Here is a 23,671-nt window from a genome sequence, read left to right on the forward strand (position 1 = left end):
TATTCAATGGGATTTGTTCAAGACCGGGCTGACCGATCCCGGTAGCGTGTGAGAAGGCTTGGGCTTGGTGCGGGCAAAGAACACCAGGATCGCGGCGATCACCGAAGTTGCCGCCAGGCCGTACAAGCCGCCCTGGATCGAGCCGGTGCGCTCCTCCAGCAAGCCGAAGGTGGCCGGCGCGACGAAACCACCGAGGTTGCCCGTGGAGTTGATCAGGGCAATCACCGCCGCGGCGATGCGCGCATCCAGGTAAGCCTGGGGAATCGGCCAGAACAGCGACGACGCGGACTTGAAGCCGATCGCCGCGAAGCACACTGCGACAAAGGCGAAGATCGGCCCGCCGGTGGTGGACATGAACATCCCCAGCGCGGCTATCAGCAGTGCCGAGGCGACCCAGGCCTGCTGGTGTTTCCACTTGCCCGAGGCGGCCGCGAAGGCATACATGGCGATGATCGAGATCAGCCAGGGAATCGAGTTGAACAAGCCGACCTGCAGGTCAGTGAGCTGGCCCATCTTCTTGATGATGCTGGGCAGCCAGAAAGTGGCGGCATAGATGGTCAGCTGGATGCAGAAATACAGCACGCAGAACAACAGGATCTGGCGGTCCTTGAGCAAGGTCCAGATCGACGGTTTGACCGGCATCGAGGCATCGCGCTCGTGCTGCTCGTCCTCGATGGCCTGTACCAGCCGCTGCTGCTCGGCAACGCTCAGCCACTTCGCATCCGCAGGCGTGGAGTCGAGCCAGAACCAGGTGAATCCGCAGAGCACCACCGACGCCAGGCCCTCGATGATGAACATCCACTGCCAGCCGTGCCAGCCGAGGCCTTCGATCTGCAACAGGGCACCGGACAGCGGACCGGAAATCAGCGAGGCCACGGCTGAGCCACTGAGGAAGATGGCGATCGCCTTGCCCCGCTCCACCCCCGGCAGCCAGCGGGTGAAGTAGTAGATCACCCCGGGAAAGAACCCGGCCTCAGCCACCCCCAGCAGGAAACGCAGGATATAGAAGTGGGTTTCGTTCTGGACAAAGGCCATGGCCGTGGCGACCAGTCCCCAGGTGAACATGATGCGGGTCAGCCAGATCCGGGCACCGACCTTCTGCAACAGGATATTGGACGGGACTTCGAGCAGTGCATAACCGATGAAGAACAGCCCGGCACCAAAACCGTAGGCAGCGGCTCCGATCCCCAGGTCGTGTTCCAGGTGCGTGCGCACGAAGCCGATGTTCACCCGGTCGATGTAGTTGACGATAAACATGATGACGAACAGCGGCAGCACATGACGCTTGACCTTCGCCACGGCGGCGGCCAGCAGGGAATCGCGTTCCGCCGTTGCGGACGGATCTAGGGTGTTGTTCACGACAGTCTCCCACGGGTTGTTTTTGTGTGCGGGGGTGCTGGATCAGACGACCCAGTCGACAGTCATCATACGAGTAGAAAAATAGAGCAACAAGTGGTCATACAGCGTTTTTTGGGTAAAAAGCGTTCAGATTGAGCGGTAGAATTCTTCTATGAATTTTATATTATTGATTTATAGGTATTTTTTACAAAAGCAGCACGCCCGACAAAATCACATAAAAGCCTTTGACCAAAGCCGCCGCCAAAAAACTCGCCTTCCTCGGCATCAAGTTGTCATACATGATAGCCATGGCCGCTACGCCTCTTGTCAGACGAGTGTTAAGCTTTCCCCTCGCCCCTGCGTGACACGCCCATGAGCACTGAAACCGCCCCCCTTGCGCCACAACGCAAACGCAGCCCCAACCTGGCCCATGACCTGGTCGATCACCTGACCCAGCAGATTCGCCTGGGGTATTTGAAACCGGGCGACAAGCTGCCGTCGGAAAGTGCCATCGTGCGCGAGCACAAGGTCAGCCGCACGGTGGTGCGCGAGGCGATTTCCAAACTGCAGGCCGCGGGCTGGGTGGAAACCCATCATGGAGTCGGCAGTTTCGTGCTGGAGCGCCAGGAGCCCCATGGCTTGCGCCTGAATGTGGAAACCGCGCTGAGCGTGCGCGATCTCCTGGAACTGCGCCTGGGCCTGGAAACCCAGGCGGCGGCGCTGGCGGCACGTCGGCGCAGCGACGAGCATCTCAAGCAGATGCGCGCAGCGCTGGACGAGTATCGGAGCCTGCTGGCCAACAATGACAGTTGCGTGGCGGCCGACCAGCGTTTTCACCTGCTGATTGCCGAAGCCACCGGCAATGCCTACTTTTCCGAGATCCTGCTGCACCTGGGCAGCTCGATGATTCCGCGCACCCGGGTGCCGGGCGCGGAGCGCGGCGATGCTGACCTGGCACAACTGGGCCAACTCGCCAGCCTGGAGCACGAAGCGATCCTGACGGCTATCCGCCGCCAGGACCCGGATGCGGCGCGGGCGGCGATGTGGACACACCTGAGCAACAGCCGCGAGCGGTTTTCCCGCGAATGACCCGCCCGTCGGTCAAGGCAATCTGAAGCCGCGCTCGCCTTCAGTCCTTGCCGCGCACCATGCTTTCCAGCACCCCGTCCCGACGAATCCAGCCATGGAACAGCGCCGCCGCCAGGTGCAGCAACACCGTCAGGAACAGCAGATACGCCAGGTAGCCATGGGCCTTGCGCAGGAAGGCAAAGGTCGTCGCATTGGCCGACACTAGCGCCGGCAACTGCAACGAACCGCTCAACATCACCGGATCCCCCGCCGCCGAAATCATCGCCCAGCCCAGCAGCGGCAACACCAGCATCAAGCCATACAGCAACACATGGGACAGCTTCGCCGCCAGCACCTGCCAGCCCGGCAAATCGCTCGGCAGCGGTGGCTGGCGAGTACTGAAACGCACCAGCAGACGCACCACCACCAACAGCAGGATCGCAATCCCCAGCGGCTTGTGCAGGTGCAGCAACCACTCATGCCGCTCGGACACCGAGGCCACCATACCAGCACCGATAAACAGCATCGCCAGGATCATCAACGCCATCAACCAATGCAGCAGACGCGCCAAGGGGGCGAAGTGATTCGACGGGGCGCTCATGGGCGGGACTCCTGTGACGAATGGACGGCGGGCAATGCGCCCACTTCGCTGGTGCGACGCAGATAGGAACTGGCATAGGCCGCCGAACGCGCCGCCAGCAGGGGGTCGGCCGAAGCCTCGATGCCACTCGGCAAGACCAGCGGGTCGTAGTTGATATCGCGGCAATCGCCGTCGTCCTGGGGCTGGGTGCTTTCCAGCACCAGGGTGCCGGCGTTGAGCACCTTGTGCTCGCCGGTCCATTGCCGGCTGGCATCGTCCGTGGGGTCGCCGGGACTGGCCAGGGTGAGGTTCAACTGCCATTTCAGCGGCCCCGCCGCCAGGCGTTGGGCCAGGTCCCTGGCGAGGAAATCGGCACCGTCCGGCGCCATCGCACCCGCCGCATCCTGGCTCAGCGGCACCAGCCCCCAGCGCACGGCCTGGCGCTGGCCGGCCGCGTTGACCAGGTAGAAGGCATTCAGGCCGTTGTAGCTTTCGGTGGCGTAGCTGGCCGACGGCTTGGCGGTCTTGATCCATTGCAGGAACGGCGCGGTTTCCGGGTGACCGGCGAAGAACGCCGCCATGGCCGCCGGGTTCGGCTTGCCGGTGCTCGGGTCGGGCGCGGCCGCCTGGAGCTGCTGGAAGAACGCCTCGGGCGTGCCCACCGGAAACACCGGCATGCTGTTCATGCCAGTACGCCATTGCTGGCCGTTGGCCTGGGTGAAGCGCAAGCCGAGGCTGCGAATCGGCACACTGCTGTCCGGCGCGTAGGGATTGCCGCTGGGCAAGGCGAAGCGCCCTTCCACCGGCACGCTGCCTTCGCGAAAGACCTGGGCGGTGGAATAGGCACGCGCGGCATCGTTGCCTTCAAAATACCCGGCCACACAAACACCCTTGGCATGATTGCGTCTGAAACCGGCATGCAGGCCGTTGTTTTTCTCGAAGGTATCGACGATGCGCCCGGGCGTCAGGCGCTGCGGGTCGAGCCGACCGCCGACATAGGCAAAGGCCCCGGCCAGGGCACCGACCACGACGGCGATGCCGGCCAGGCGCAAGGCCTTGCTCGAACCACTGAGGGGCGGTGGGGTGTGATCTACCATGAAAGAACTCCAGGGCCTCAGGCGGCCACACGGTGAAGGAGCTATAGGACGAAGGTCGGCGCGGTTTATTCCCGGCTCCTCGATTGATTGTTCGAATATTTATTTTCCGGCCGTTGGAATAACCTGCGAAGCCAGGCGTCTTGCTGGTCCAGGCGTAGCGACGGGTCAAGAACCCGCAGGATTCCATGAACGATCTCGATGCACAGTTACGTGAGCTGATCCCGCGGATGCGGCGCTTCGCCCTGTCGCTGACGCGTCATCCCAGCAGCGCCGACGATCTGGTCCAGGCCAGCCTGGAGCGGGCCCTGTCCAGCTGGGGTGACAAGCGTGCCGAGGGCGACCTGCGGGCCTGGCTGTTCTCGATCCTGTATCGACAATTCATCGACGCCCACCGTCGCGGCAAACGCTATGCGCGGATGCTCGAGTTCTTCACCGGTCGGGGCGACGCCCAACCCTCGGTGGAACGCACGGTGGTGGCCCAGTCGACCCTGGAAGCCTTCGAGCAGTTGCCCGCCGAGCAGCGGGCGCTGTTGCTCTGGGTCTCGGTGGAAGGTTTGAGTTACAAGGAAGTCGCCGAGATTCTCGACGTCCCCACCGGTACCGTGATGTCGCGTCTGTCCCGCGCCCGCCAAGCCCTGCGCCAGCTCGGCGACGGCGAAATCACCAGCCCCTCCCTGCGGATACTGAAATGATCACTCTTCCCCCAAGCGAGCGTGACCTGCACGCCTACGTCGATCATCAGCTCGGCGACGCCGACCGGCAGTTGCTGGAGACATACCTGGCGACCAACCCGGAACTGGCCGAACAGGTCCGCGACTGGCAACGCGACGCCCAGCACTTGCGGGCGGCCCTGGGCGGTGTCTTGCAGATGCCGGCGAACCCGGCACTGGACCCGACGCGGATTCGCCAGCGCCTGCGTGGCAGGTCCCGCCGTCACCTGGCCAGCGCCGCGGTGTTGCTGCTGGCCGTGACCCTCGGCGGCGTCGGCGGCTGGCAGGCCCGGCAGATGACCTTCCCGCTGCCCGCGCCGATGGCCGATGCGGTGCAGGCCTATCGCCTGTTCGCCACCCAGGACATCCTGCCGGCGGACTTCAAGGTCGAGCAGAGCGGCGACCTGCAAAACTGGCTCGACCGTTATTTCACCCAGGCCAACCGCTTGCCGAACCTGCAGAATGCCGGGTTCAAACCGGTCGGCGCGCGCTTGCTGAGCACCGAGCAGGGCGCGGCCGCGATGGTCCTGTATGAGAACCCGCAAGGGCAGCGGATCGGCTACTACGTGCGGCCGCCGGGACCGAGGAACTATATGCTGGAGCGCGGACATCGGCGCGACGGCGAACTGCAGGCCGAATACTGGTCCGGCAGCGGCTACAACTACGCGATAGTCACCCCGGCGGACAGTCCGGCGGCGCAGCTGCTGCAGCAGACCGCCCGGTTCTAGGCAAGACAAACCCCACTACTCCGGAGTACCAAATATCTGCGACGGCCGCCGCAACAACGGATCGAACGGATTGATCCGCGGACCGATCGCCGCCGCCTCGCGCTTGAGCAACTCCACCACCGTCGGCAGGCGATCCGGCCCGAGTCGGTCGCTGATGGTGGCGACACTCAAGGCCGCCACCGCCCGGCCCTCGCGATCCAGGATCGGGACCGCGACCCCGGCCATGCCCTGAAGCACGCCAGTGTTGCGACCGGCATAACCGAGCTTGCGCACATTCTCCACCTCCGAACGCAGCAGCACTTCGTCATACAGATGGAAATCCCGCAGCCGCGGCAGGTTGTAGCGGATCACCGTTTCCCGCTCCTCTTCCGGCAGGAACGCGAGGATCGCCAGGCTGCCCTGCCCTACGCCCAGGGCCACGCGCCCACCGATATCACCGGTAAAGGTGCGGATCGGAAACGGCCCTTCGCTACGGTCCAGGCAGATCGCATCGAAACCGCTGCGGGCCAGGAGAAACAGCGAATCCCCCAGCGACGCCGACAACCGCAGCAACGCCGGCCGCACCAGTTCACGCAGATTGCCGGTCTGTCCGGCCCGGGCCGCAAGGGCGAAGAACTCCAGGCTCAGGCGATAGCGTTTGCTGCGTGCGTCCTGCTCGACCATCCCCTCGTCCACCAGGCTGCGCAGCAGCCGGTGCGTGGTGGGCTGGGACAAACCAACCCGCTCGGCCAGTTGGGTCACCCGTTCACCGCCCTCCGGAGTCTCCCCCAGGCTGCGCAACACGGCAAACAGCCGTGACACCGCACCGACACCGACTTCATTCTTCTTTTCATTCCGATTAATGGAATCTGCTGGCATCTTTTTCACCTGAAATTTTACCCACTGAATGAAAGTGAAAATAATCATTCTTTCAGTGAAATTCACTCTTTCGCACATCCTAGGCTTCGTCCTACTCTGCGTCCACAAGGGGCGATTCGAACAACATCGGTAGCCGACACCCGTCGAGCACCACGTACCCCGGCAACACCCTTTCGTCTCTGCCCATGACAAGAAAAGTGCGCCCCGCGTGCACGACAACAACCACAGGTGGAACGCAGTTATGGCCTTTCTACGACTTGAAGGCGTGTGCAAGCGCTATGGCGAGATCGATGCCGTGGTCGCCACGCAGCTCTCGGTGGACAAGGGCGAGTTCGTCTCGCTGCTCGGCCCCTCCGGTTGCGGCAAGACCACGACCCTGCAAATGATCGCCGGCTTCGTCGAGGTCAGCGCCGGCACGATTATTCTCGATAACCGTGATATCACCCATGCCAAGCCCAGCAGTCGCGGCCTCGGCGTGGTGTTCCAGAGCTACGCGCTGTTTCCCCACATGAGCGTCCAGGACAACGTCGCCTTCGGCCTGCGCATGCGCAAGGTGCCGGCCGCCGAAGTGCGCAGACGGGTGGCAACGGTGCTGCAGTTGGTGCGCCTGCACCAGCACGCCGAACGTTATCCGCGCGAGCTGTCCGGCGGCCAGCGCCAGCGGGTCGCCCTCGCCCGGGCGCTGGTGATCGAGCCGCCGGTGCTGTTGCTCGACGAACCGCTGTCCAACCTCGACGCCAATCTGCGCGAAGAGATGCAGTTCGAGATTCGTCGCATCCAGCGTGAAGTCGGCATCACCACCCTGATGGTCACCCACGACCAGGCCGAAGCCCTGTCCATCAGCGACCGCGTGGTGGTGATGCAGGCCGGGCGCATCACCCAGATCGACGAGCCCTATAAACTCTACGAGCACCCGCGCACGCGCTTTATTTCCGGTTTCGTCGGCAAGGCCAACCTGCTACCGGGAGACCGCGACGCCAATGGCTGTCCGCAGGTCCGTCAACTGCCGGGTAAAGGTGCTCTGACCCTGAGCCTGCGTCCGGAAAAGATCGACCTGCTGGCCGCCGGCAGCGGGCGTTTGCCCGGGAAGATCCTCAGCCGTTTCTTTCTCGGCAGCCAGTGGCTGTATCGGATCGACACCGCTATCGGCGAAGTCACGGTGGTGCGCCGCAATGACGGTTCGGCGCCGCTGAACGAAGGCGCGGCGGTGGGCCTGGATTGGCCGGCGGAGCTTCTGCGGGTGCTGGAGCACGGCGAGGTACCGGCATGAGCCTGCTCGCGCGGATGCGCCAGGGACGCCGCGGTTACCTGCTGTCGGCGCCAGCGCTGCTGCTCTACCTCGGCCTGCTGGTCCTGCCGCTGGGCCTGACCGGCGTGCTGTCGTTCAACGTCTTCGATTACCAGACCGGGGTCAAAAGCAACGCCTACACCCTGGAACACTACGGCGTACTGTTCAGCGATCCGTACTTCTATGAAATTTTCCTGCGCACCTTCTGGATCAGCGGCCTGACCACCCTGCTCTGTGTGCTGATCGGTGTGCCCGAGGCCTACGTCCTCAGCCGCATGGGCACGCCCTGGCGTTCGATCTTCCTGATCCTGATCCTCACGCCATTGCTGATTTCAGTGGTGGTCAGGGCCTTCGGCTGGAGCCTCCTGCTGGGCGCCGACGGCCTGGTCAACCATGGCCTGCAAGCCTTCGGCCTGGCACCGATGAAGCTGCTCTACACGCCGTTCGCGGTGGTGATCGCCCTGGTCCACGTGATGTTGCCGTTCATGATCATCCCGGTCTGGACCTCCTTGCAGAAGCTCGATCCGGCCGCCGAACAGGCCGCGCTGTCCCTCGGTGCCAGCCACGCCACCGTGATGCGCCAGGTGGTGTTGCCGCAGGTCATGCCCGGGGTGTTGTCCGGCACGCTGATCGTGTTCGGCCTGGCCGCCAGCTCCTTCGCGATTCCCGGCCTGCTCGGCGGACGCCGGCTGAAGATGGTCGCGACCCTGGTCTACGACCAGTACCTCTCGGAGCTCAACTGGCCGATGGGCGCGGCGATTGCCGTGGTGCTGTTGCTGCTCAACCTGCTGATCATGCTGTCGTGGAACCGGATGATCGAACGTCGCTACAAGAAATCCCTGGGGGCCGCGTAAATGTCCAGAAACGGCCCGTTGGCCCTGCTGTTCCACAGCCTGATCGTAGTGTTCATGATGGCGCCGCTGGTGGTGGTCTGCCTGGTGGCCTTCACGCCGGAAAATACCCTGAGCCTGCCGACCACGGACTTCTCATTGCGCTGGTTCCGCGCGGTGTTCGAACGCGCGGACTTTGTCCGGGCGTTCTACAACAGCCTGATCCTGGCCTTCAGCGCCGCCAGCCTGGCGACCTTGATCGCCGTTCCGGCGGCCCTGGCGATGACCCGGCATAACTTCCCCGGCCGGGACTTTCTCAACGGCCTGTTTCTCTCGCCGATCATCATCCCGCACCTGGTGCTCGGCGTGGCGCTGTTGCGCCTGTTCGCCCTGAAGGGGGTCAACGGCAGCTTCACCTGGTTGATCTTCGCCCATGTGCTGGTGATCACGCCCTATGTGCTGCGCCTGGTACTGGCCGCCGCCATCGGCATGGACCGCAGCGCCGAACAGGCCGCCGAATCCCTCGGTGCCGGGCGTTTCACCCTGTTCCGCCAGATCACCCTGCCGATGATCCTGCCCGGCGTGGCCGGCGGTTGGCTGCTGGCGTTTATCAACAGCTTCGACGAAGTGACGCTGTCGATCTTCGTCACCTCCCCCGCGACCCAGACCCTGCCGGTGCGCATGTACGTCTACGCCACCGAGTCCATCGACCCGATGATGGCGGCGGTCTCGGCCCTGGTGATCGCGCTGACCGCGCTGACGATGATTCTGCTCGACCGGGTCTACGGCCTGGACCGGGTACTGGTAGGCAAACAATGAGGTCGACATGGCGCTGCTGAAACGACTGGCCGAAGGCGATCGCCCGGCCCTGGACTTCACCCTCGACGGCGAGCCGGCCAGCGGTTTGCAGGGCGACACCCTGCTCACCGCCCTGCTGACCGCCGGTGAACATCTGCGCCACAGCGACTTCAGCGGCGAGCCTCGCGCCGGGTTCTGCCTGATGGGCGCCTGCCAGGATTGCTGGGTCAGGCTGGCCGACGGGCGCCGGGTGCGCGCATGTTCGACGATGCTCGAAGCCGGGCAGCAGGTGAGTCGTGAAGGGAGACCGCGGTCGTGAGTGCGATTGTGATCGTCGGTGCCGGACCGGCCGGCATTCGTGCCGCGCAAACCCTGGTTGCCCATGGCCTGCGGCCCTGTCTGCTGGATGAAGCCGCGCGCGGCGGCGGGCAGATCTATCGGCGCCAGCCGGAGAACTTCCGCCGCTCGCCGGTGACACTCTACGGTTTCGAAGCCCGCAAGGCCGTCGCTGTCCACCAGACCCTCGACCGTCTGCGCGAACAGCTCGACTATCGGCCCGACACCCTGGTGTGGAACGCCGAGGACGGTGCACTGGACACACTGCAACAAGGCCGCGCCGGGCGCCTGGCCTATGCCCGGGTGATCGTCGCCACCGGCGCCACCGACCGGGTGCTGCCGGTACCGGGCTGGACCTTGCCCGGTGTCTACAGCCTCGGCGCCGCGCAGATTGCCCTGAAGTATCAGGGTTGTGCCATCGGTCAACGGGTGGTATTCGCCGGCAGCGGACCGCTGCTGTACCTGGTGGCCTACCAATACGCCAAGGCGGGAGCCAAGGTCGTGGCGGTGCTCGACAGTGCGCCCTTCAGCGCCCAGTGCCGCGCCCTGCCCGGCTTGCTCAAGCAACCGCTGACCCTCGCCAAGGGCCTGTATTACCGAAGCTGGCTGATGGCCCACGGCATTCCGGTGCACCAGGACGCCCATCTGCAACAGATCGACGGCGAGCAACGCGTGCAGTCGTTGTGCTGGCGCCAGGGCACGTCCCTGCACGCGCTTGACTGCGACGCGCTGGCCCTTGCTCACGGCCTGCGCAGCGAAACCCAACTGGCCGATCTGCTGGGCTGTCATTTCAGTTGGAATCCCTTGAACCGCGCCTGGCTGCCCGATCGCGACACTGCCGGGCGCAGCAGCGTGGCGGGTGTCTACCTGGCCGGCGATGGCGCCGGAATCATGGGCGCCGATGCGGCGGAAATGGCCGGCGAGCGGGCCGCCCTGGCCCTGCTGGAAGACCTTGGACGCGCCGTCGATCCGCAGCGAACAGCATTTCTGGAGGCTCGCCTGCAACGCATCGATACCTTCCGCCAAGGACTGGAACAGGCATTCCCCTTCCCCGAGCGCTGGGCTCCGGACGCCCCGGACACACTGATGCTGTGTCGCTGCGAGGAAGTCAGCGTCGGTGAGGTGCGCGCGGTGGTCCGCGAAGGCCATTGGGAAATCAATCGGGTCAAGGCTCATTGCCGGGTCGGCATGGGCCGCTGCCAGGGACGGATCTGTGGCGCGGCGGCGGCGGAAATCATCGCCAGTGAAAGCGGCCTGGGCCTGGACGGCATTGGCCGTTTGCGCGCCCAGGCGCCGATCAAGCCATTGCCCTTCGGCGTGGAGGTCGCGCCATGATCGAAGTCGACGTGGTGATTCTCGGCGGCGGCATCGTCGGCGCTTCGGCAGCCCTGGCCCTGAGCCGTCAAGGCCGTCGCGTGGCGCTGCTGGAGCGGGACTTCTGCGGCTCCCATTCCAGCGGCGTGAACTACGGCGGGGTGCGCCGCCAGGGACGGCCGTTGTCGCAGTTGCCGCTGTCCCAGCGCGCCCACGGGATCTGGGCGCGCCTGCCTGAGCTGATCGGCATCGACGGCGAATACCAGCGTTCGGGGCATCTCAAGCTGGCCCGCAGCCTCGACGACCTGGCCGCCCTGCACGCCTATGCCGACAGCAGCCAGGGCTTCGGGCTCGACCTGCAAATGCTTGACCGCGAGCAGTTGCAGCGACGTTTTCCCTGGGTCGGCAAGATTGCCGAGGGCGCGTCCTTCTGCCCCGACGACGGGCATGCCAACCCCCGACTGGTCTCTCCGGCATTTGCCCGGGCCGCCCGCCTGCTCGGCGCGACCGTGCTGGAACAGAGCGAGGTCAGCGAGGTCGAGCATGATGGCCGACGCTTTATCCTGCGCACGCAAACAGGCCTCGAAGTCCGCGCCCCCTGGCTGCTCAATTGCGCTGGCGCCTGGGCCGGCAACCTCGCCGCCCGGTTCGGTGAAACGGTGCCCATGCACGCCGGCCATCCGGCCATGCTGGTGACTGAACCCTTGCCCCGGGTGATGGACGCCAGCACCGGCGTCGAGGGCGGCGGCATCTATGCCCGCCAGGTCACCCGCGGCAACTGCGTGCTGGGTGGCGGCCAGGGTTTTGCCCTCGATCACGCCCGCGCCCGCCCGGGGCAGGCCGCCGTGCTGGAGATTCTCCGGCAAGCCGTCGAGCTCTACCCGTTCCTGGAAGGCGCCCAGGCGATTCGTACCTGGAGCGGCACCGAAGGCTACCTGCCCGACCGCCAGCCGGTGATCGGCCCGAGCCGTACCCAACCCGGCCTGCTGCACGCCTTCGGCTTTGCCGGGGCGGGCTTCCAGATCGCTCCGGCGGTAGGTGAAGTGCTGGCCGAACTGGTGTGCCAGGGCCAGTCGTCGACGCCGATCGAAGCTTTTTCCATAACCCGTTTCCAATCCACTCCCGCCGTTTGAGCGGGCCGTCAGAACCCAGAGGAAGATCGCGCCATGAAGAAGACTCAACGCAATGCCCTGATCGGTTTGTCCTGCCTGCCTCTCACTGCCCTGCTCGTCGCCGCGCCGGTCCAGGCCGAGCCCACGCTGTACCTGGGGATGAACGGCGGGACCATGGAGCGTTTGTACACCGACAAGGTGCTGCCACCTTTCGAAAAGGCCAACCACGTCAAGGTGGTCATCGTGCCCGGCACGTCCGCCGACATCCTCGCCAAGGTCCAGGCAAGCAAGGATAACCCGCAATTGCACGTGATCTTCCTCGATGACGGGATCATGTACCGGGCGATCTCCATGGGTTTGTGCAGCAAGCTCGAAGACAACCCGACCCTGGCGCAGATCCCGGCCAAGGGGCGGATCAAGGACCAGGCGGTGGCGGTCAGCCTGGGGGTGACCGGGCTGGCCTACAACACCCGGCTGTTCAAGGAAAAAGGCTGGGCCGCGCCGACCTCGTGGATGGACATGGCGGACAGCAAATACAAGGACAAACTGGTGTTCCAGTCGATGTCGTCCTCGACCTTCGGCCTGCACGGGTTCCTGATGTTCAACCGGATCCAGGGCGGCAGCGAGACCAACGTCGACCCCGGTTTCAAGGCCTGGCCGGAGAGCGTGGGGCGCAATGTGCTGGAGTACATTCCGAGTTCGGCCAAGCTGTCGGAGATGGTCCAGACCGATGAAGCGGCGCTGTTTCCACTGACGCCGACCCAGGTCACCGCGCTCCAGCTCAAGGGCATCCCGGTGGGGTACGCACAACCCAAGGAAGGCGCGGTGGTGCTGAACGTGGCCGAGTGCGCGATCGCCAACAACACCCAGCCCGAACTGGCGCAGAAACTCGCCGAGTTCCTGCTCACGCCCGAGGCCCAGGCGGCGGCGCTGGAAGATGGCGACCAGATCCCGTCCAACCCCAACACCCCGACCACCGACAAGACCCGGGGTCAGGTCGAGGCGATGAAGCACTACCTGGAAACCGCGGTGGCCATCGACTGGGACCAGGTCAACCTGCTGCGCCCGGAGTGGAACGCGCGCTGGAATCGCAGTATCGAGCGCTAGCGGCCCTGGGGGCGACGACGCCCCGGAGCGGGGTCCCGGAGTCATGCATTTTCGAGATCGCTGGTCGGCGCCTTGGGTATTGGTTAAATTAGCGCCGCCGCCTGCAAGATAGCGCTCGATGCGGCTCGCGACACCATGAGCCCGACCCTCTGGACCTTTACGCAAGGGGATCCTCTCCGTTGGCCGTCCTGCCCCCCCATCGCCCTGGCGTGAAGTCCCGTTGGCCAGCCTTGCGCCGCTTTTTCGGCAAGGCTTTCGCCGGGAAGGCCAGCCCCCTGCCACCGTCCCACGACGTGCACGAATATTTCCGGCGCAAAGCCCATCACCAGGGCTACACCCTGAGCCTGAGCCAACAGCGGGTCATCGAGCGCATGGCGCAACAGGCCAGTGCGCTGCTGCACACCTCCCCCCGGAGCCGGCAACGCAGCCTGTACCTGCACGGGGCGGTCGGACGCGGCAAGAGCTGGTTGCTGGACGGTTTTTTCCAGGCCGTGCCGATTGCCGAGAAACAGCGGGTCCACTTCCACGACTTTTTCACCCACCTGCACCAGGGCATGTTCCGCCACCGGGAAGCGCCAGATGCCCTGGGCCGGACGCTGGACGAACTGCTCAAGGACTGTCGGCTGCTGTGCTTCGACGAGTTCCATGTCCATGACATCGGCGATGCGATGCTCATCAGCCGACTGTTCAAGGCCCTGTTCCAACGGGGCGTGCTGCTGTTGGTGACCTCCAACTACCCGCCCGAAGGACTGCTGCCCAACCCGCTCTATCACGCCCGCTTCAAACCGGTGATCGACCTGATCAACGCCCGCATGGAGGTCATGGAGGTCGGCGGTCCGCATGACTACCGCGGCCAGCCCCACAGCCATACCCAGCAGCAGTTCACCCAGGGCCAGTACGTCTGGCCGGGCAGCCCGGCACAACGCCAGTCCCTGCGGTTGCCGGAGCGCCAGGCCCCGGCCTTTGCCTTGCGGGTGGGCGCCCGGCAACTGAACGTGCGCCTGTGTGCCGAGCGCACAGTGCGCTTCGAGTTCGCCGATCTGTGCGACCAGCCCACGGCCGTGATGGACTACCTGGAATTGTGCCGACGCTTCGACACCTGGATCATCGACGAACTGCCCAGTCTTGAGGACTGCTCGATCGCCGCCCAGCAGCGCTTCATCAACCTGATCGACGTGCTGTACGACCAGGACAAGCGCCTGCTGCTGATCGGCGAGCGTCCGCTGCGCGACAGCCTGGGCGGCAACGCCATCGACCTGGCGCGGACCCGCAGCCGGCTGGGACAGTTGCTCGAAGTCGGGCCTGAAGCCATCGCCACGACTGATATCGACCTCAACACGAGCGGCGCCCACTCATCACTGCGCCGCACCTGAACAACATTGCTATCATGGCGGTCTTTTTTCGATGATCGCGACGAGTACTCACGCCCGCTTATGGATACCCTTGCCCAACTGCGCGCCGGCCAACTGACCGGTATCAAGCGACTCGACCTGTCCTGCGGGCTGACCGAGTTCCCCCGGGAAATCTTCCAACTGGCCGACTCCCTGGAAATCCTCAATCTGAGCGGCAACGCCCTGAGCAGCCTGCCGGACGATCTGCACCGGCTGACGCACCTGCGCATCCTGTTCTGCTCGGACAACCAGTTCACCGAACTGCCGGCCTGCCTGGGCCAGTGCGCCAAACTGAGCATGGTCGCCTTCAAGGCCAACCGCATCGAGCAGGTACCGGCCGCCGGCCTGCCGCCCCTGCTGCGCTGGCTGATCCTGACCGACAACCGCATCACCGAGCTGCCGGAGGAGTTGGGACGCCGGCCCTTGCTGCAGAAGCTCATGCTGGCGGGCAATCGCCTGCGCACCCTGCCCGCCAGCCTGGCGGATTGCCACCGGCTGGAACTGATCCGCATCGCCGCCAACCAGTTGGACGAGTTGCCCGAGTGGCTGCTGACCTTGCCAAGCCTGTCCTGGATCGCCTATGCCGGTAACCCGAAGCTCGACCACACCGGTGAAGTGCTGGTCGGCGACACCACCCCGACCATCGACTGGGACCAGCTGCAACTTGAGCAGCGCCTGGGCGAAGGGGCCTCGGGCGTGATCAGCCAGGCCCTCTGGAGCCGCCCGCCGGCGCCGGCCTTGCCGGTGGCGGTGAAGCTGTACAAGGGCAGCATGACCAGCGACGGTTCGCCCCTGAACGAGATGAATGCCTGTATCGCGGCGGGCCTGCATCCGAACCTGATCAAGGTCGAAGGGCGTATCGCCGGTCATCCCGACGGCCAGGCGGGCCTGGTGATGGAACTGATCGACCCGCGCTTCGCCAACCTCGCGGCGCTGCCCAGCCTCGACTCGTGCAGCCGGGATGTGTACCGGGACGAGACCCGTTTCAGCGCCGACCAGGCCTTGCGCATGGCGCGCGGGATCGCCTCGGTGGGCGCGCACCTGCACCGCCTGGGGCTCTGCCATGGCGACCTGTACGCGCACAATATTCTCTACAACGAAACCGGGGATTGCCTGCTCGGGGATTTTGGCGCGGCGTCGTTCCACGCACCGACGGACAGCCTGGAAACCCGCGCCCTGCAACGGATCGAGGTGCGCGCGTTCGGGATTTTGCTCGGGGAGTTGCTGGAGCGGATCGATGGAGGCCTGGAGCCGTCCACGCTTGAGTCGCTCCAGGCCTTGCAGTTGCGCTGCACCCAGCCGGATGTGCTGGCCCGGCCGGGGTTCGAAGCGATCTGCGCAACGCTGGCATAAAACAATGCCATTGTAGGAGCAGCCGGTCGACGCTCGATTGCTCGCGATGGACGTCAACGATAACGCCGGGCACCTGATACCCCGCGGTGTCCTGACTACCATCGCGAGCAAGCTCGCTCCTACAGGATTACAGGATCAGCCCGCCAGGCCGACAAACATGTCCTGCACGTCGTCATGGTTGTCCAGGCCTTCGAGGAAGGCTTCGACTTCTGCCATCTGCTCGTCGCTCAGGCCACTGACCGGGTTCTTCGGCTGGTAGCCCAGCTTGGCCGACAACACGGTGAAGCCTTGCTCCGGCAGGGCTTTCTGTACCGCATCGAGGTCGGTCGGCTCGGTGAGGAACAGGGTCGCGCCCTCCTCGCCCGGCTCGAAATCCTGGGCTCCGGCTTCGATGGCGGCCATTTCCGGGTCCGCATCCGGGCTGTCCGGGGTGGCTTCGATCATGCCGACATGGTTGAAGTCCCAGGACACCGAACCCGACGCACCCAGTTGGCCCTTGCGGAACGCCACACGAATTTCCGCCACGGTGCGGTTGATGTTGTCGGTGACGCATTCAACGATCAGCGGCACCTGGTGCGGGGCGAAGCCTTCGTAGGTCACGCGGTGATACTGCACGGTTTCGCCCAGTTGTCCCGAGCCTTTCTTGATGGCACGTTCCAGGGTCTCGCGGGGCATCGAGGCCTTTTTCGCCTGCTCGACCACCAGGCGCAGATGTGCGTTGGTGGCGACGTCCGCACCATTGCGCGCGGCAATGGTGATTTCCTTGACCAGCTTGCCGAAGATCTTGCCCTTGGCGTTGGCCGCGGCTTCTTTGTGTTTAACCTTCCACTGTGCGCCCATTACTCACTCTCTCGATCAGAGGCGTCGCGACATTTATTGGCCGACGCTTTACCGCCCAGTTTATACGGCCAGAACCCGCCAATCGACCAAAACCTGACGAAGATTACGACTCTACCCTGATGATCGTAGGCAATTTCCCAAACACACTTTTGCTGTGTCCAGGCGCCCGCGGCTTTTCGTACCCTCTGCCGCAAAATCCGTGGAGAAGAGACGAAATGCCTCAGGACAAGGAACGACAGATCTCACTGACCATCGGCCTGCTCCCCGACCCCTTGCCGGTCATCCGCTTCAAGGGCCGCGAAGCCTTGAACGAGCCCTTTCGCTTCGAGATGGACCTGCTGGGCGACACCGCCCTGGACCTGGAGACACTGCTGCATCGCCCGGCCTTCCTGGGTTTCGGCCCCGGGCAAGGCGGTTGGCATGGAATCATCCACGAAATCAGCAGCCGCTACCTGGAGCCAAGGCTATGCCACTACCAAGCGGTGTTGGTGCCCCGTCTGCAAGCCCTGGAGCTTGCCCCCAGGCGCCGGGTGTTCTGCGACCTGAGCGTGCCGGCGATTCTTCGGCGGCTGCTGGCAGCCCACGGCCTGGACGCCGCCGATTATCGCTTCGAACTCGACCGCGGCCTGTACCCGAACCGGGCGCTGTGCCTGCAGCAGGATGAAAACGACCTGCAGTTGTTGAACCGGCTCTGCGAGGAAGAAGGCATCCACTATCACTTCGAACAGGCACCGCAACGCCATGTCCTGGTGTTCGCCGAAGACCCGCAGAGCTTCCCCGAACGGCCCGGTGTCCTGCCCTGCCACGACAGTGCCCAGGCGCTGGAGCAGCCCTTTATCAGCCAGCTCTACGAGCGTCACCAGATGCTCGCCAGCCATGACAGTCGACTGCCCGGCCATACCCCGATCTGGCCACCCCAGGCACCCGCCGACGGGGCCGCCAACCAGGCGAACGCCTACGGCCTGCACAGCGCCAGTCCCACGCCCCGGCAGCGACACGAGCAGCAATGCAGCCAGCGTATCCTCGAGCGGTTGCGCTGCGAACAACGCCAGATCCAGGGCTACAGCAACCTGGATAGCCTGCGCAGCGGCGACGTCCGGCGTATCGGCGGCCATCCGCGCCAGGCGCTCAACGATCAATGGCTGATCACCGAGATTCAGCATCTGGGCGAACAGTGCCTGGACAGATGCCCCGTCGACGCCTTCAGTGTCGAGGACGACGACGGCCTGCACGACGAGTGTTTCAACCCACAAGGCTACAGCAACCATTTCAGGGCCATCCCCTGGTCAACACCGTTTCGCCCCTCCCTGCGGCAGAAACGCCCCCCCTCCCAGGGGTATCAGATCGGCACCGTCCTGGGTCGCCATGCGGGAATCGCCCGGCCCGATGCCCAGGGACGCCTGCGGGTGCAGTTGCAGAACAGCGTCCAGGCCGTGGACAGCGCGCCGGGCTGCTGGGTCGCGCCAGGGGTCGCGCAAGGCAAGGCGCCCAGGGTCGGCAGCCGGGTGCTGATCGACTTTGTCGAGGGCAAGCCCGACCAGCCGCTGATCTGCGGTTTCCTCGCTGACCGGGACGTTTCCCTTGACGAAGGGCCCCCGGTCGATGTGCCGCTCGGCACGCCCACGCCCTGGGAGGGACAGGATATTCTCCGCGCGCCGGACGACGATCCCGGGGAGTTCTACCTGTATGAACAGCCCCATGAACCACCGTCAGCCTCCAGCCACTGCCTGTGCGAAAACATCTGGTACATCGTGCGGATGCCCCGGCCCGGGCTCAAGGAACTGGCGCGCCTGAGTCGCGATGACATCCTCCTGGAGGGCAAGAGTGACAGCCGTGGCGCGGCCCTGCTGGGCCCCGCCGGCAGACGGCGGCTGGCCCTGGAGCTGGCCGCCACGCCGGAACAACTCTGGCTGCTCTACCCCGGGCAATGCGTGGCCCTGCACGAGTACCTCCAGCAACACTGGAGCCTGCGTCAACGCCAGGCCTTTCTTCAGGACGGACTGGGTGACGCCAGCGTTTCCGGCACCAGCCCGAGGAAGGCCTGAATCAGCCGCAGTTCCTTGCGCCGTTCCAGGCAGCCGAGCAGGTGCCGGTTGACCAGGCCATCGCCGCGGATCGGCAGTGCCCGTACCCTGGGGTCATGACTGACTTCCAGCGATGACACGATCCCCACCCCCAGCTCCGCCGCCACCGCTTCGGTCACCGCCTCGCGGCTGTCCAGCTCCAGCAATACCCGAGGACTCACCGCGGCCTGGGCACAGGCCTGGTCGAAGGTTCGCCGGGTGATCGAACCCGGCTCGCGCAGCACCATGATCACCTGGTCCAGTCGCTCCAGGGCAATCCCCTGCGGTTCGGCCTGCCACGGATGCCCCTGCGGCACCAGCGCACAGATCCGCGACTCGCTCAGGTCTTGCAGGTACAGGCCCTTGCGCGGCTCGACCTCGGTCAACACCGCCACGTCGGCATGCTCGGACAACAACGCCGCCAGGGTTTCCTGGGCATTGCCCAGCCTCAGGTTGACGGTGATCCCCGGATACCGCGCCCTGAGCCGGGCGAGCATCGGCATGACCATATGCGGCCCGTCCGCGGCGATTTCCAGGCGCCCGGTCAACAGTTGTCGATTGGCTTCGAGCATGGCCTGGGCCTCCTCGGCCAGGCCGAACATCGCCCGGGTAATGGCCGCCAACCGGGTGCCCTCGGCGGTCAGCTCCACGCGCCGCGCCGTGCGCCTGAGCAAGGTGATCTGGTAATGCTCTTCCAGGGCCTTGATATGCCCGGTCACCGCCGGCTGGCTGATGAACAGCCGGGCCGCGGCGCGGGTAAAGCTGCCTTCGCGGGCCACGGCATCGAATGCGCGCAGTTGGAACAGGTTCATAGCTATCGGCCTCACTGATAGCTCGCATAACAACAAACAATTTGATTGATGACAAGCCAAACTGCAATTTATGCCCTGTATCCCGTCAACGATCCCTGCCGCGAGAAACCCGCATGCGTACTGCCGCTCCCGTCCTGCTCACCCCGGGCCCACTGACCACCTCGGCCCGCACTCGCCAGGCAATGAACCTGGATTGGGGCTCCTGGGATGAGGCTTTCAACCAACTGACGGCCAGCCTGTGCGAGCAACTGCTGGCAATCGTCAACGGTGCCGACAGCCATCACTGCGTACCCCTGCAAGGCAGCGGCACTTTCGCCGTGGAAGCGGCCATCGGCACCCTGGTGCCACGCAACGGCAAAGTGCTGGTGCTGATCAACGGCGCCTACGGCAAGCGTCTGGCGAAGATCTGCGAGGTGCTGGGCCGTTCGTTCAGCACCTTCGAAACCGCCGAGGACGAGCCCACCAGCGCCGCCGATGTCGAGCGCCTGCTGCGCGCCGACCCGACCGTCAGCCATGTGGCGCTGATCCACTGCGAGACCAGCACCGGCATCCTCAATCCGCTGGCGGAGATCGCCGAGGTGGTCGCCCGCCACGGCAAACGACTGATCATCGACGCCATGAGCTCGTTCGGCGCCCTGCCCATCGATGCCCGCCAGGTGCCGTTCGACGCCCTGATCGCCGCTTCCGGCAAATGCCTGGAGGGGGTGCCCGGGATGGGCTTGGTGTTTGCCCGCAAGGAGGCGTTGGCCGCGGCTGCCGGCAACTCGCATTCGCTGGCGATGGATCTGCACGATCAGCACGCCTATATGGCCAAGACCGGCCAATGGCGTTTCACCCCGCCGACCCACGTGGTCGCGGCGCTGCACGAAGCGCTGCTGCAGTACCACGAGGAAGGCGGCCTGCCCGCCCGCCTCGGGCGCTATGCCGACAACTGCCAGGTCTTGCTGGAGGAAATGGCTCGGCTGGGTTTGCGCAGCTTCCTACCGGCGGCGATCCAGGCGCCGATCATCGTCACCTTTCATGCACCGCAAGACCCGCACTACCAGTTCAAGGCGTTCTACGAACGGGTCAAGGCCAAGGGTTTCATTCTTTATCCGGGCAAGCTGACCCGGGTCGAGACGTTTCGCGTGGGCTGTATCGGCCAGGTCGGGCGCAGCACGATGCAGGCGGCAGTCGCTGCGATCGCCGAGGCCCTGCGGGAAATGGAAGTGCTGGACATCTAGATTTTCAAGACTGAACACGCCCCTGTAGGAGCCGGCTTGCCGGCGATAGCGTCCTGAAGAGCGATGCAGGACGCAAGGCCTCATCGCCAGCAAGCTGGCTCCTACAGGTCTGCATTCCAATTTCTATTATCGTCTTCAAGGCTGACCCACATGAACTACCGCAACCCCACTCAACTGCAAGCCGCCATCCTCGACTGGGCCGGCACCGTCGTCGATTTCGGTTCGTTCGCACCGACCCAGATCTTCGTCGAGGCCTTCGCCGAATTCGACGTGGCGGTCTCCATCGAAGAAGCCCGAGGCCCCATGGGCATGGGTAAGTGGGAGCATATCCGCACGCTGTGCGACCAACCGGCGATCAGCGAGCGCTACCGCAAGGTGTTCGGCCGCACCCCGAGCGATGACGACGTCACGGCCATCTACGAGCGCTTCATGCCCCTGCAGATCGAGAAGATCGCCGAACATTCGGCCCTGATTCCCGGCGCCCTCGACACCATCGCCACACTGCGCCGGCAGGGGCTGAAGATCGGTTCGTGCTCGGGCTATCCGGCGCGGGTCATGGAGAAGGTCGTGGCACTGGCCGCCGGCAACGGCTATGTCGCCGACCACGTGGTCGCCACCGACGAGGTGCCCAACGGTCGCCCCTGGCCGGCCCAGGCCCTGGCCAACGTGATCGCGCTGGGCATCGACGATGTCGCCGCCTGCGTCAAGGTCGACGACACCGTGCCGGGCATCCTCGAAGGCCGCCGGGCCGGCATGTGGACCGTCGCCCTGGTGTGCTCCGGCAATGCGCTGGGGCTGACCTACGAGCAATACCGCGCCCTCGACCGGGCGACCCTGGACAGCGAGCGCCAGCGTATCCATGAGCTGTTTGCCGGCTCCCGCCCCCACTACCTGATCGACACCCTCAACGATCTACCGGAGGTGATCGCCGATATCAACAAGCGCCTGGCGAAGGGGGAAATGCCCCAGGGCAACTGATACCGGAGACCTGCCGGAGCCGGGGTGTCAGAGCTTGATGATATTGCCCTGGGCCGGCGGCACCTGCCCGTGATAGAGCCGTGAGATCAGCTGCTCTGCCGCCTCGAAGCCCTCGCCGACGACCACTTCCAGCAATGGCGTCGGCCCTTCGCTCACCGTCTGGTAGAAACGCTGCAGGCCCTCGCCGATATAGCGGCTCACCCGTTCCGGCCCCCATTCGGCGTTACGCTTGCGGATCTGGATCGGCGCGAAGAAGAACACCGGCTGCGGCCCTTCGATCGCCGTGAGCTGCGCCTCGTCCGTGGTTTGCGCGGAGCCGGCGAAGCAGCTGTAGACCAATTGCCCGCCCAAGCGCCGATGCACCCGATCACGCAGCGCCAGGTCACCGGAAAAATCCACATACAGCGTCGGACGATCCGTTTCCAGCATCTCCAGCTCATCGTAGGCCAGGGTCTGTTCATAACAGCCCAGACCGGCGACAAACGCCCGGTTGGTCGAGGACGTCAGGGCGACTCGCGCCAGCTCGGGCCGGCCCTCCAGGCAGACCGCCGTACCAAAGGCCGTTTTGCTCGACGCGCTGGAAAACACCAGGCGCGTGGCCCCGAAGAACCGGTTGTCCTGAAGGAAGTCCGCGAGCATCGCCGAGGTCAGGAACAAGGGCTTGAGCAGGATCTGCAGATCCTCGGTGTCCGGGCTGTAGTAAGGATCCCAACTGCACCGGGTGTACTGGTTATAGGCCGAGGTCAGGTCCTTGCGGTGCTCAACACCGTCATAAAAGCCCCGCTCGGTGACCCGCTCAGGCTTCATCCAGAGATGGCTGGCAATCGGAAAATAACCGTAGAAACGCTCCCCCACGGCCACCCCGTCCACATTCGACACCAGCACATCGGCAAAACCCCATGCTGGCATATGGCCCCAATCCGTCTGCCCGGTAGGAAAAAAGCCCCAGTAGTTCATGGAATCGCCATAGGCGGCGTAGGTGATGTTGTTGGTGGTCAGGGCGCAGCGTTCAACCTTGAGGATCGCCTCGCCCGGCCCCGCTACCAGTGGGCGTTGCTGCACTTCGATCCGGCTCTGGTCGAGGCCGTTCTTGCGGGTGATCAGTCGTGTTACCGTGCTGGCACTTGGCATAATCAGACTCCTCTCTGCGACGATTGCGGGTGGAACCAGCTTAATGGCAGACCATGAAGAACGGGTTCGGAAACGCCGGCAAGCCGGCCGCACACAGCCTCAAGCCCCGCGCCAAGCCGCTCAAGCGGCCCAGCCAGGCCCGGGCGATTTTCACCGTCGAGGCCATTTACCAAGCCTTTGTTCGGATTTGGCAGCGCAGCGGCTGGTCCGCACTGACCACCCGTGCGGTGGCCCTGGAAGCCGGTGTGGCCATCGGCACGCTGTACGATTACTTCCCGAGCAAGGCCGCGTTGCTGTCCGGTTATGTGCGCCATAGCGTCGAGCGCTTGCTGCACCAGCTCGATGAACAGGTGATCCGGGCCGAGGGCCTTGCCTGGCAGGCGCGCCTCGAACGGTTGGTACAACTCAGTGGTCATCCGGCAGGCCCGGACCAGCCGTTGTTCGACTACCCGCTGCTGATGCTCGAACACCAGATCGCCGAACCCAAGCACCACCAGCGGGTATTCCAGGAGTTGTCGCAGAAATGGCGGGACGCCTTCGATGCCTGCACGGACCTGGCCTCCCGACCTTCGAATGAAGCGATCGAGGCCTGGCTGGTGCTGGTATGGGGTGGCCGTCGTTACTGCATCACCGCGCAATTATCGGCGGTGCAAATCGAGGCCTGGCTGCGGGAAACCCAGGGGTTGACCCGTCAGCGCCTGGAAAACCCACCCTAA

At 64.8% G+C, this 23,671-nt stretch carries 23 protein-coding genes; 16 read left to right on the forward strand and 7 right to left on the reverse strand.

The annotated features are described in order from the left end of the window. Positions 1-3 precede the first annotated feature (3 nt). A complete protein-coding gene (locus tag UCMB321_RS00720) occupies positions 4-1,359 on the reverse strand; it encodes an MFS transporter (RefSeq protein ID WP_040063070.1) in 1,356 nt (451 codons plus the stop codon). 351 nt (positions 1,360-1,710) lie between these two features. On the opposite strand from UCMB321_RS00720, the gene UCMB321_RS00725 reads away from it, so the two are divergent. Next, the gene (locus tag UCMB321_RS00725) at positions 1,711-2,427 is read left to right on the forward strand and encodes a FadR/GntR family transcriptional regulator (protein WP_040063072.1); all 717 of its coding nucleotides are present in this window, start codon (positions 1,711-1,713) and stop codon (positions 2,425-2,427) included. Positions 2,428-2,467: 40 nt separating this feature from the next. On the opposite strand, the gene UCMB321_RS00730 is transcribed toward UCMB321_RS00725, so the two are convergent. Together UCMB321_RS00730 and UCMB321_RS00735 are read right to left on the reverse strand one after the other, a co-directional pair. Then, entirely contained in the window at positions 2,468-3,007 is a 540-nt protein-coding gene (locus UCMB321_RS00730) for a cytochrome b (RefSeq protein WP_040063074.1), read from the reverse strand. Beyond that, a complete protein-coding gene (locus UCMB321_RS00735; RefSeq protein WP_040063076.1) occupies positions 3,004-4,083 on the reverse strand; it encodes a catalase family peroxidase in 1,080 nt (359 codons plus the stop codon). The genes UCMB321_RS00730 and UCMB321_RS00735 overlap by 4 nt, the downstream gene beginning before the upstream one ends. A 185-nt stretch (positions 4,084-4,268) precedes the next feature. Between UCMB321_RS00735 and UCMB321_RS00740 the strand changes: the two genes are divergently transcribed. Continuing rightward, a complete protein-coding gene (locus UCMB321_RS00740; RefSeq protein ID WP_040063077.1) occupies positions 4,269-4,775 on the forward strand; it encodes an RNA polymerase sigma factor in 507 nt (168 codons plus the stop codon). Then, positions 4,772-5,521: an anti-sigma factor family protein gene (locus UCMB321_RS00745; protein WP_040063079.1), complete on the forward strand. Its 750-nt coding sequence runs from the start codon at positions 4,772-4,774 to the stop codon at positions 5,519-5,521. Before UCMB321_RS00740 ends, UCMB321_RS00745 begins: the two co-directional genes overlap by 4 nt. 15 nt (positions 5,522-5,536) lie before the next feature. On the opposite strand, the gene UCMB321_RS00750 is transcribed toward UCMB321_RS00745, so the two are convergent. Next, a complete protein-coding gene (locus tag UCMB321_RS00750; protein WP_040063538.1) occupies positions 5,537-6,379 on the reverse strand; it encodes an IclR family transcriptional regulator in 843 nt (280 codons plus the stop codon). 241 nt (positions 6,380-6,620) lie between these two features. Between UCMB321_RS00750 and UCMB321_RS00755 the strand changes: the two genes are divergently transcribed. The 9 genes from UCMB321_RS00755 to UCMB321_RS00795 all read left to right on the forward strand — a co-directional run bounded on the left by UCMB321_RS00755 (position 6,621) and on the right by UCMB321_RS00795 (position 15,908). Next, complete coding sequence (locus UCMB321_RS00755; RefSeq protein WP_040063080.1) at positions 6,621-7,649, forward strand: ABC transporter ATP-binding protein; 1,029 nt, start codon at positions 6,621-6,623, stop codon at positions 7,647-7,649. Further along, entirely contained in the window at positions 7,646-8,521 is an 876-nt protein-coding gene (locus tag UCMB321_RS00760) for an ABC transporter permease (protein WP_040063082.1), read from the forward strand. Before UCMB321_RS00755 ends, UCMB321_RS00760 begins: the two co-directional genes overlap by 4 nt. Next, positions 8,522-9,316 carry an ABC transporter permease gene (locus tag UCMB321_RS00765; RefSeq protein ID WP_040063084.1) on the forward strand — a complete coding sequence of 265 codons (795 nt, stop codon included), beginning with the start codon at positions 8,522-8,524 and terminating at the stop codon, positions 9,314-9,316. Between the two features lie 7 nt (positions 9,317-9,323). Further along, positions 9,324-9,614 (forward strand): (2Fe-2S)-binding protein, encoded by a 291-nt coding sequence (locus UCMB321_RS00770; RefSeq protein ID WP_040063086.1) that lies wholly within the window; start codon positions 9,324-9,326, stop codon positions 9,612-9,614. Beyond that, a complete protein-coding gene (locus UCMB321_RS00775; protein ID WP_040063088.1) occupies positions 9,611-10,966 on the forward strand; it encodes an FAD/NAD(P)-dependent oxidoreductase in 1,356 nt (451 codons plus the stop codon). Before UCMB321_RS00770 ends, UCMB321_RS00775 begins: the two co-directional genes overlap by 4 nt. After that, the gene (locus tag UCMB321_RS00780) at positions 10,963-12,078 is read left to right on the forward strand and encodes an NAD(P)/FAD-dependent oxidoreductase (RefSeq protein WP_040063090.1); all 1,116 of its coding nucleotides are present in this window, start codon (positions 10,963-10,965) and stop codon (positions 12,076-12,078) included. Before UCMB321_RS00775 ends, UCMB321_RS00780 begins: the two co-directional genes overlap by 4 nt. Positions 12,079-12,111: 33 nt before the next feature. Then, positions 12,112-13,164: an ABC transporter substrate-binding protein gene (locus tag UCMB321_RS00785; RefSeq protein ID WP_040063092.1), complete on the forward strand. Its 1,053-nt coding sequence runs from the start codon at positions 12,112-12,114 to the stop codon at positions 13,162-13,164. A gap of 179 nt (positions 13,165-13,343) precedes the next feature. Then, entirely contained in the window at positions 13,344-14,537 is a 1,194-nt protein-coding gene (zapE, locus tag UCMB321_RS00790; protein WP_084614748.1) for a cell division protein ZapE, read from the forward strand. Between the two features lie 60 nt (positions 14,538-14,597). Beyond that, on the forward strand, positions 14,598-15,908 hold the full coding sequence (locus tag UCMB321_RS00795; RefSeq protein ID WP_040063094.1) for a leucine-rich repeat-containing protein kinase family protein: 1,311 nt from the start codon (positions 14,598-14,600) through the stop codon (positions 15,906-15,908). Between the two features lie 135 nt (positions 15,909-16,043). On the opposite strand, the gene UCMB321_RS00800 is transcribed toward UCMB321_RS00795, so the two are convergent. Then, a complete protein-coding gene (locus tag UCMB321_RS00800; RefSeq protein WP_040063095.1) occupies positions 16,044-16,748 on the reverse strand; it encodes a YebC/PmpR family DNA-binding transcriptional regulator in 705 nt (234 codons plus the stop codon). A gap of 215 nt (positions 16,749-16,963) precedes the next feature. On the opposite strand from UCMB321_RS00800, the gene UCMB321_RS00805 reads away from it, so the two are divergent. Further along, positions 16,964-18,793, forward strand: coding sequence for a type VI secretion system Vgr family protein (locus UCMB321_RS00805; RefSeq protein ID WP_052451035.1), 1,830 nt, complete (start codon positions 16,964-16,966; stop codon positions 18,791-18,793). On the opposite strand, the gene UCMB321_RS00810 is transcribed toward UCMB321_RS00805, so the two are convergent. Further along, entirely contained in the window at positions 18,739-19,623 is an 885-nt protein-coding gene (locus UCMB321_RS00810) for a LysR substrate-binding domain-containing protein (RefSeq protein ID WP_040063096.1), read from the reverse strand. The genes UCMB321_RS00805 and UCMB321_RS00810 overlap by 55 nt on opposite strands. A gap of 113 nt (positions 19,624-19,736) precedes the next feature. Between UCMB321_RS00810 and UCMB321_RS00815 the strand changes: the two genes are divergently transcribed. Both UCMB321_RS00815 and phnX read left to right on the forward strand, forming a co-directional pair. After that, complete coding sequence (locus UCMB321_RS00815) at positions 19,737-20,846, forward strand: 2-aminoethylphosphonate--pyruvate transaminase (RefSeq protein WP_040063097.1); 1,110 nt, start codon at positions 19,737-19,739, stop codon at positions 20,844-20,846. A gap of 150 nt (positions 20,847-20,996) precedes the next feature. Then, positions 20,997-21,824, forward strand: coding sequence for a phosphonoacetaldehyde hydrolase (phnX, locus tag UCMB321_RS00820; RefSeq protein ID WP_040063098.1), 828 nt, complete (start codon positions 20,997-20,999; stop codon positions 21,822-21,824). A 27-nt stretch (positions 21,825-21,851) separates the two neighbouring features. Here phnX and UCMB321_RS00825 read toward each other — a convergent pair whose 3' ends face one another. Beyond that, positions 21,852-22,955 carry a DUF2855 family protein gene (locus UCMB321_RS00825; protein ID WP_040063100.1) on the reverse strand — a complete coding sequence of 368 codons (1,104 nt, stop codon included), beginning with the start codon at positions 22,953-22,955 and terminating at the stop codon, positions 21,852-21,854. A 53-nt stretch (positions 22,956-23,008) separates the two neighbouring features. Between UCMB321_RS00825 and UCMB321_RS00830 the strand changes: the two genes are divergently transcribed. After that, positions 23,009-23,671 carry a TetR/AcrR family transcriptional regulator gene (locus UCMB321_RS00830; RefSeq protein WP_040063101.1) on the forward strand — a complete coding sequence of 221 codons (663 nt, stop codon included), beginning with the start codon at positions 23,009-23,011 and terminating at the stop codon, positions 23,669-23,671.

The sequence above is a fragment of the Pseudomonas batumici genome (genome assembly GCF_000820515.1).
In the GTDB taxonomy this organism is placed as follows: domain Bacteria; phylum Pseudomonadota; class Gammaproteobacteria; order Pseudomonadales; family Pseudomonadaceae; genus Aquipseudomonas; species Aquipseudomonas batumici.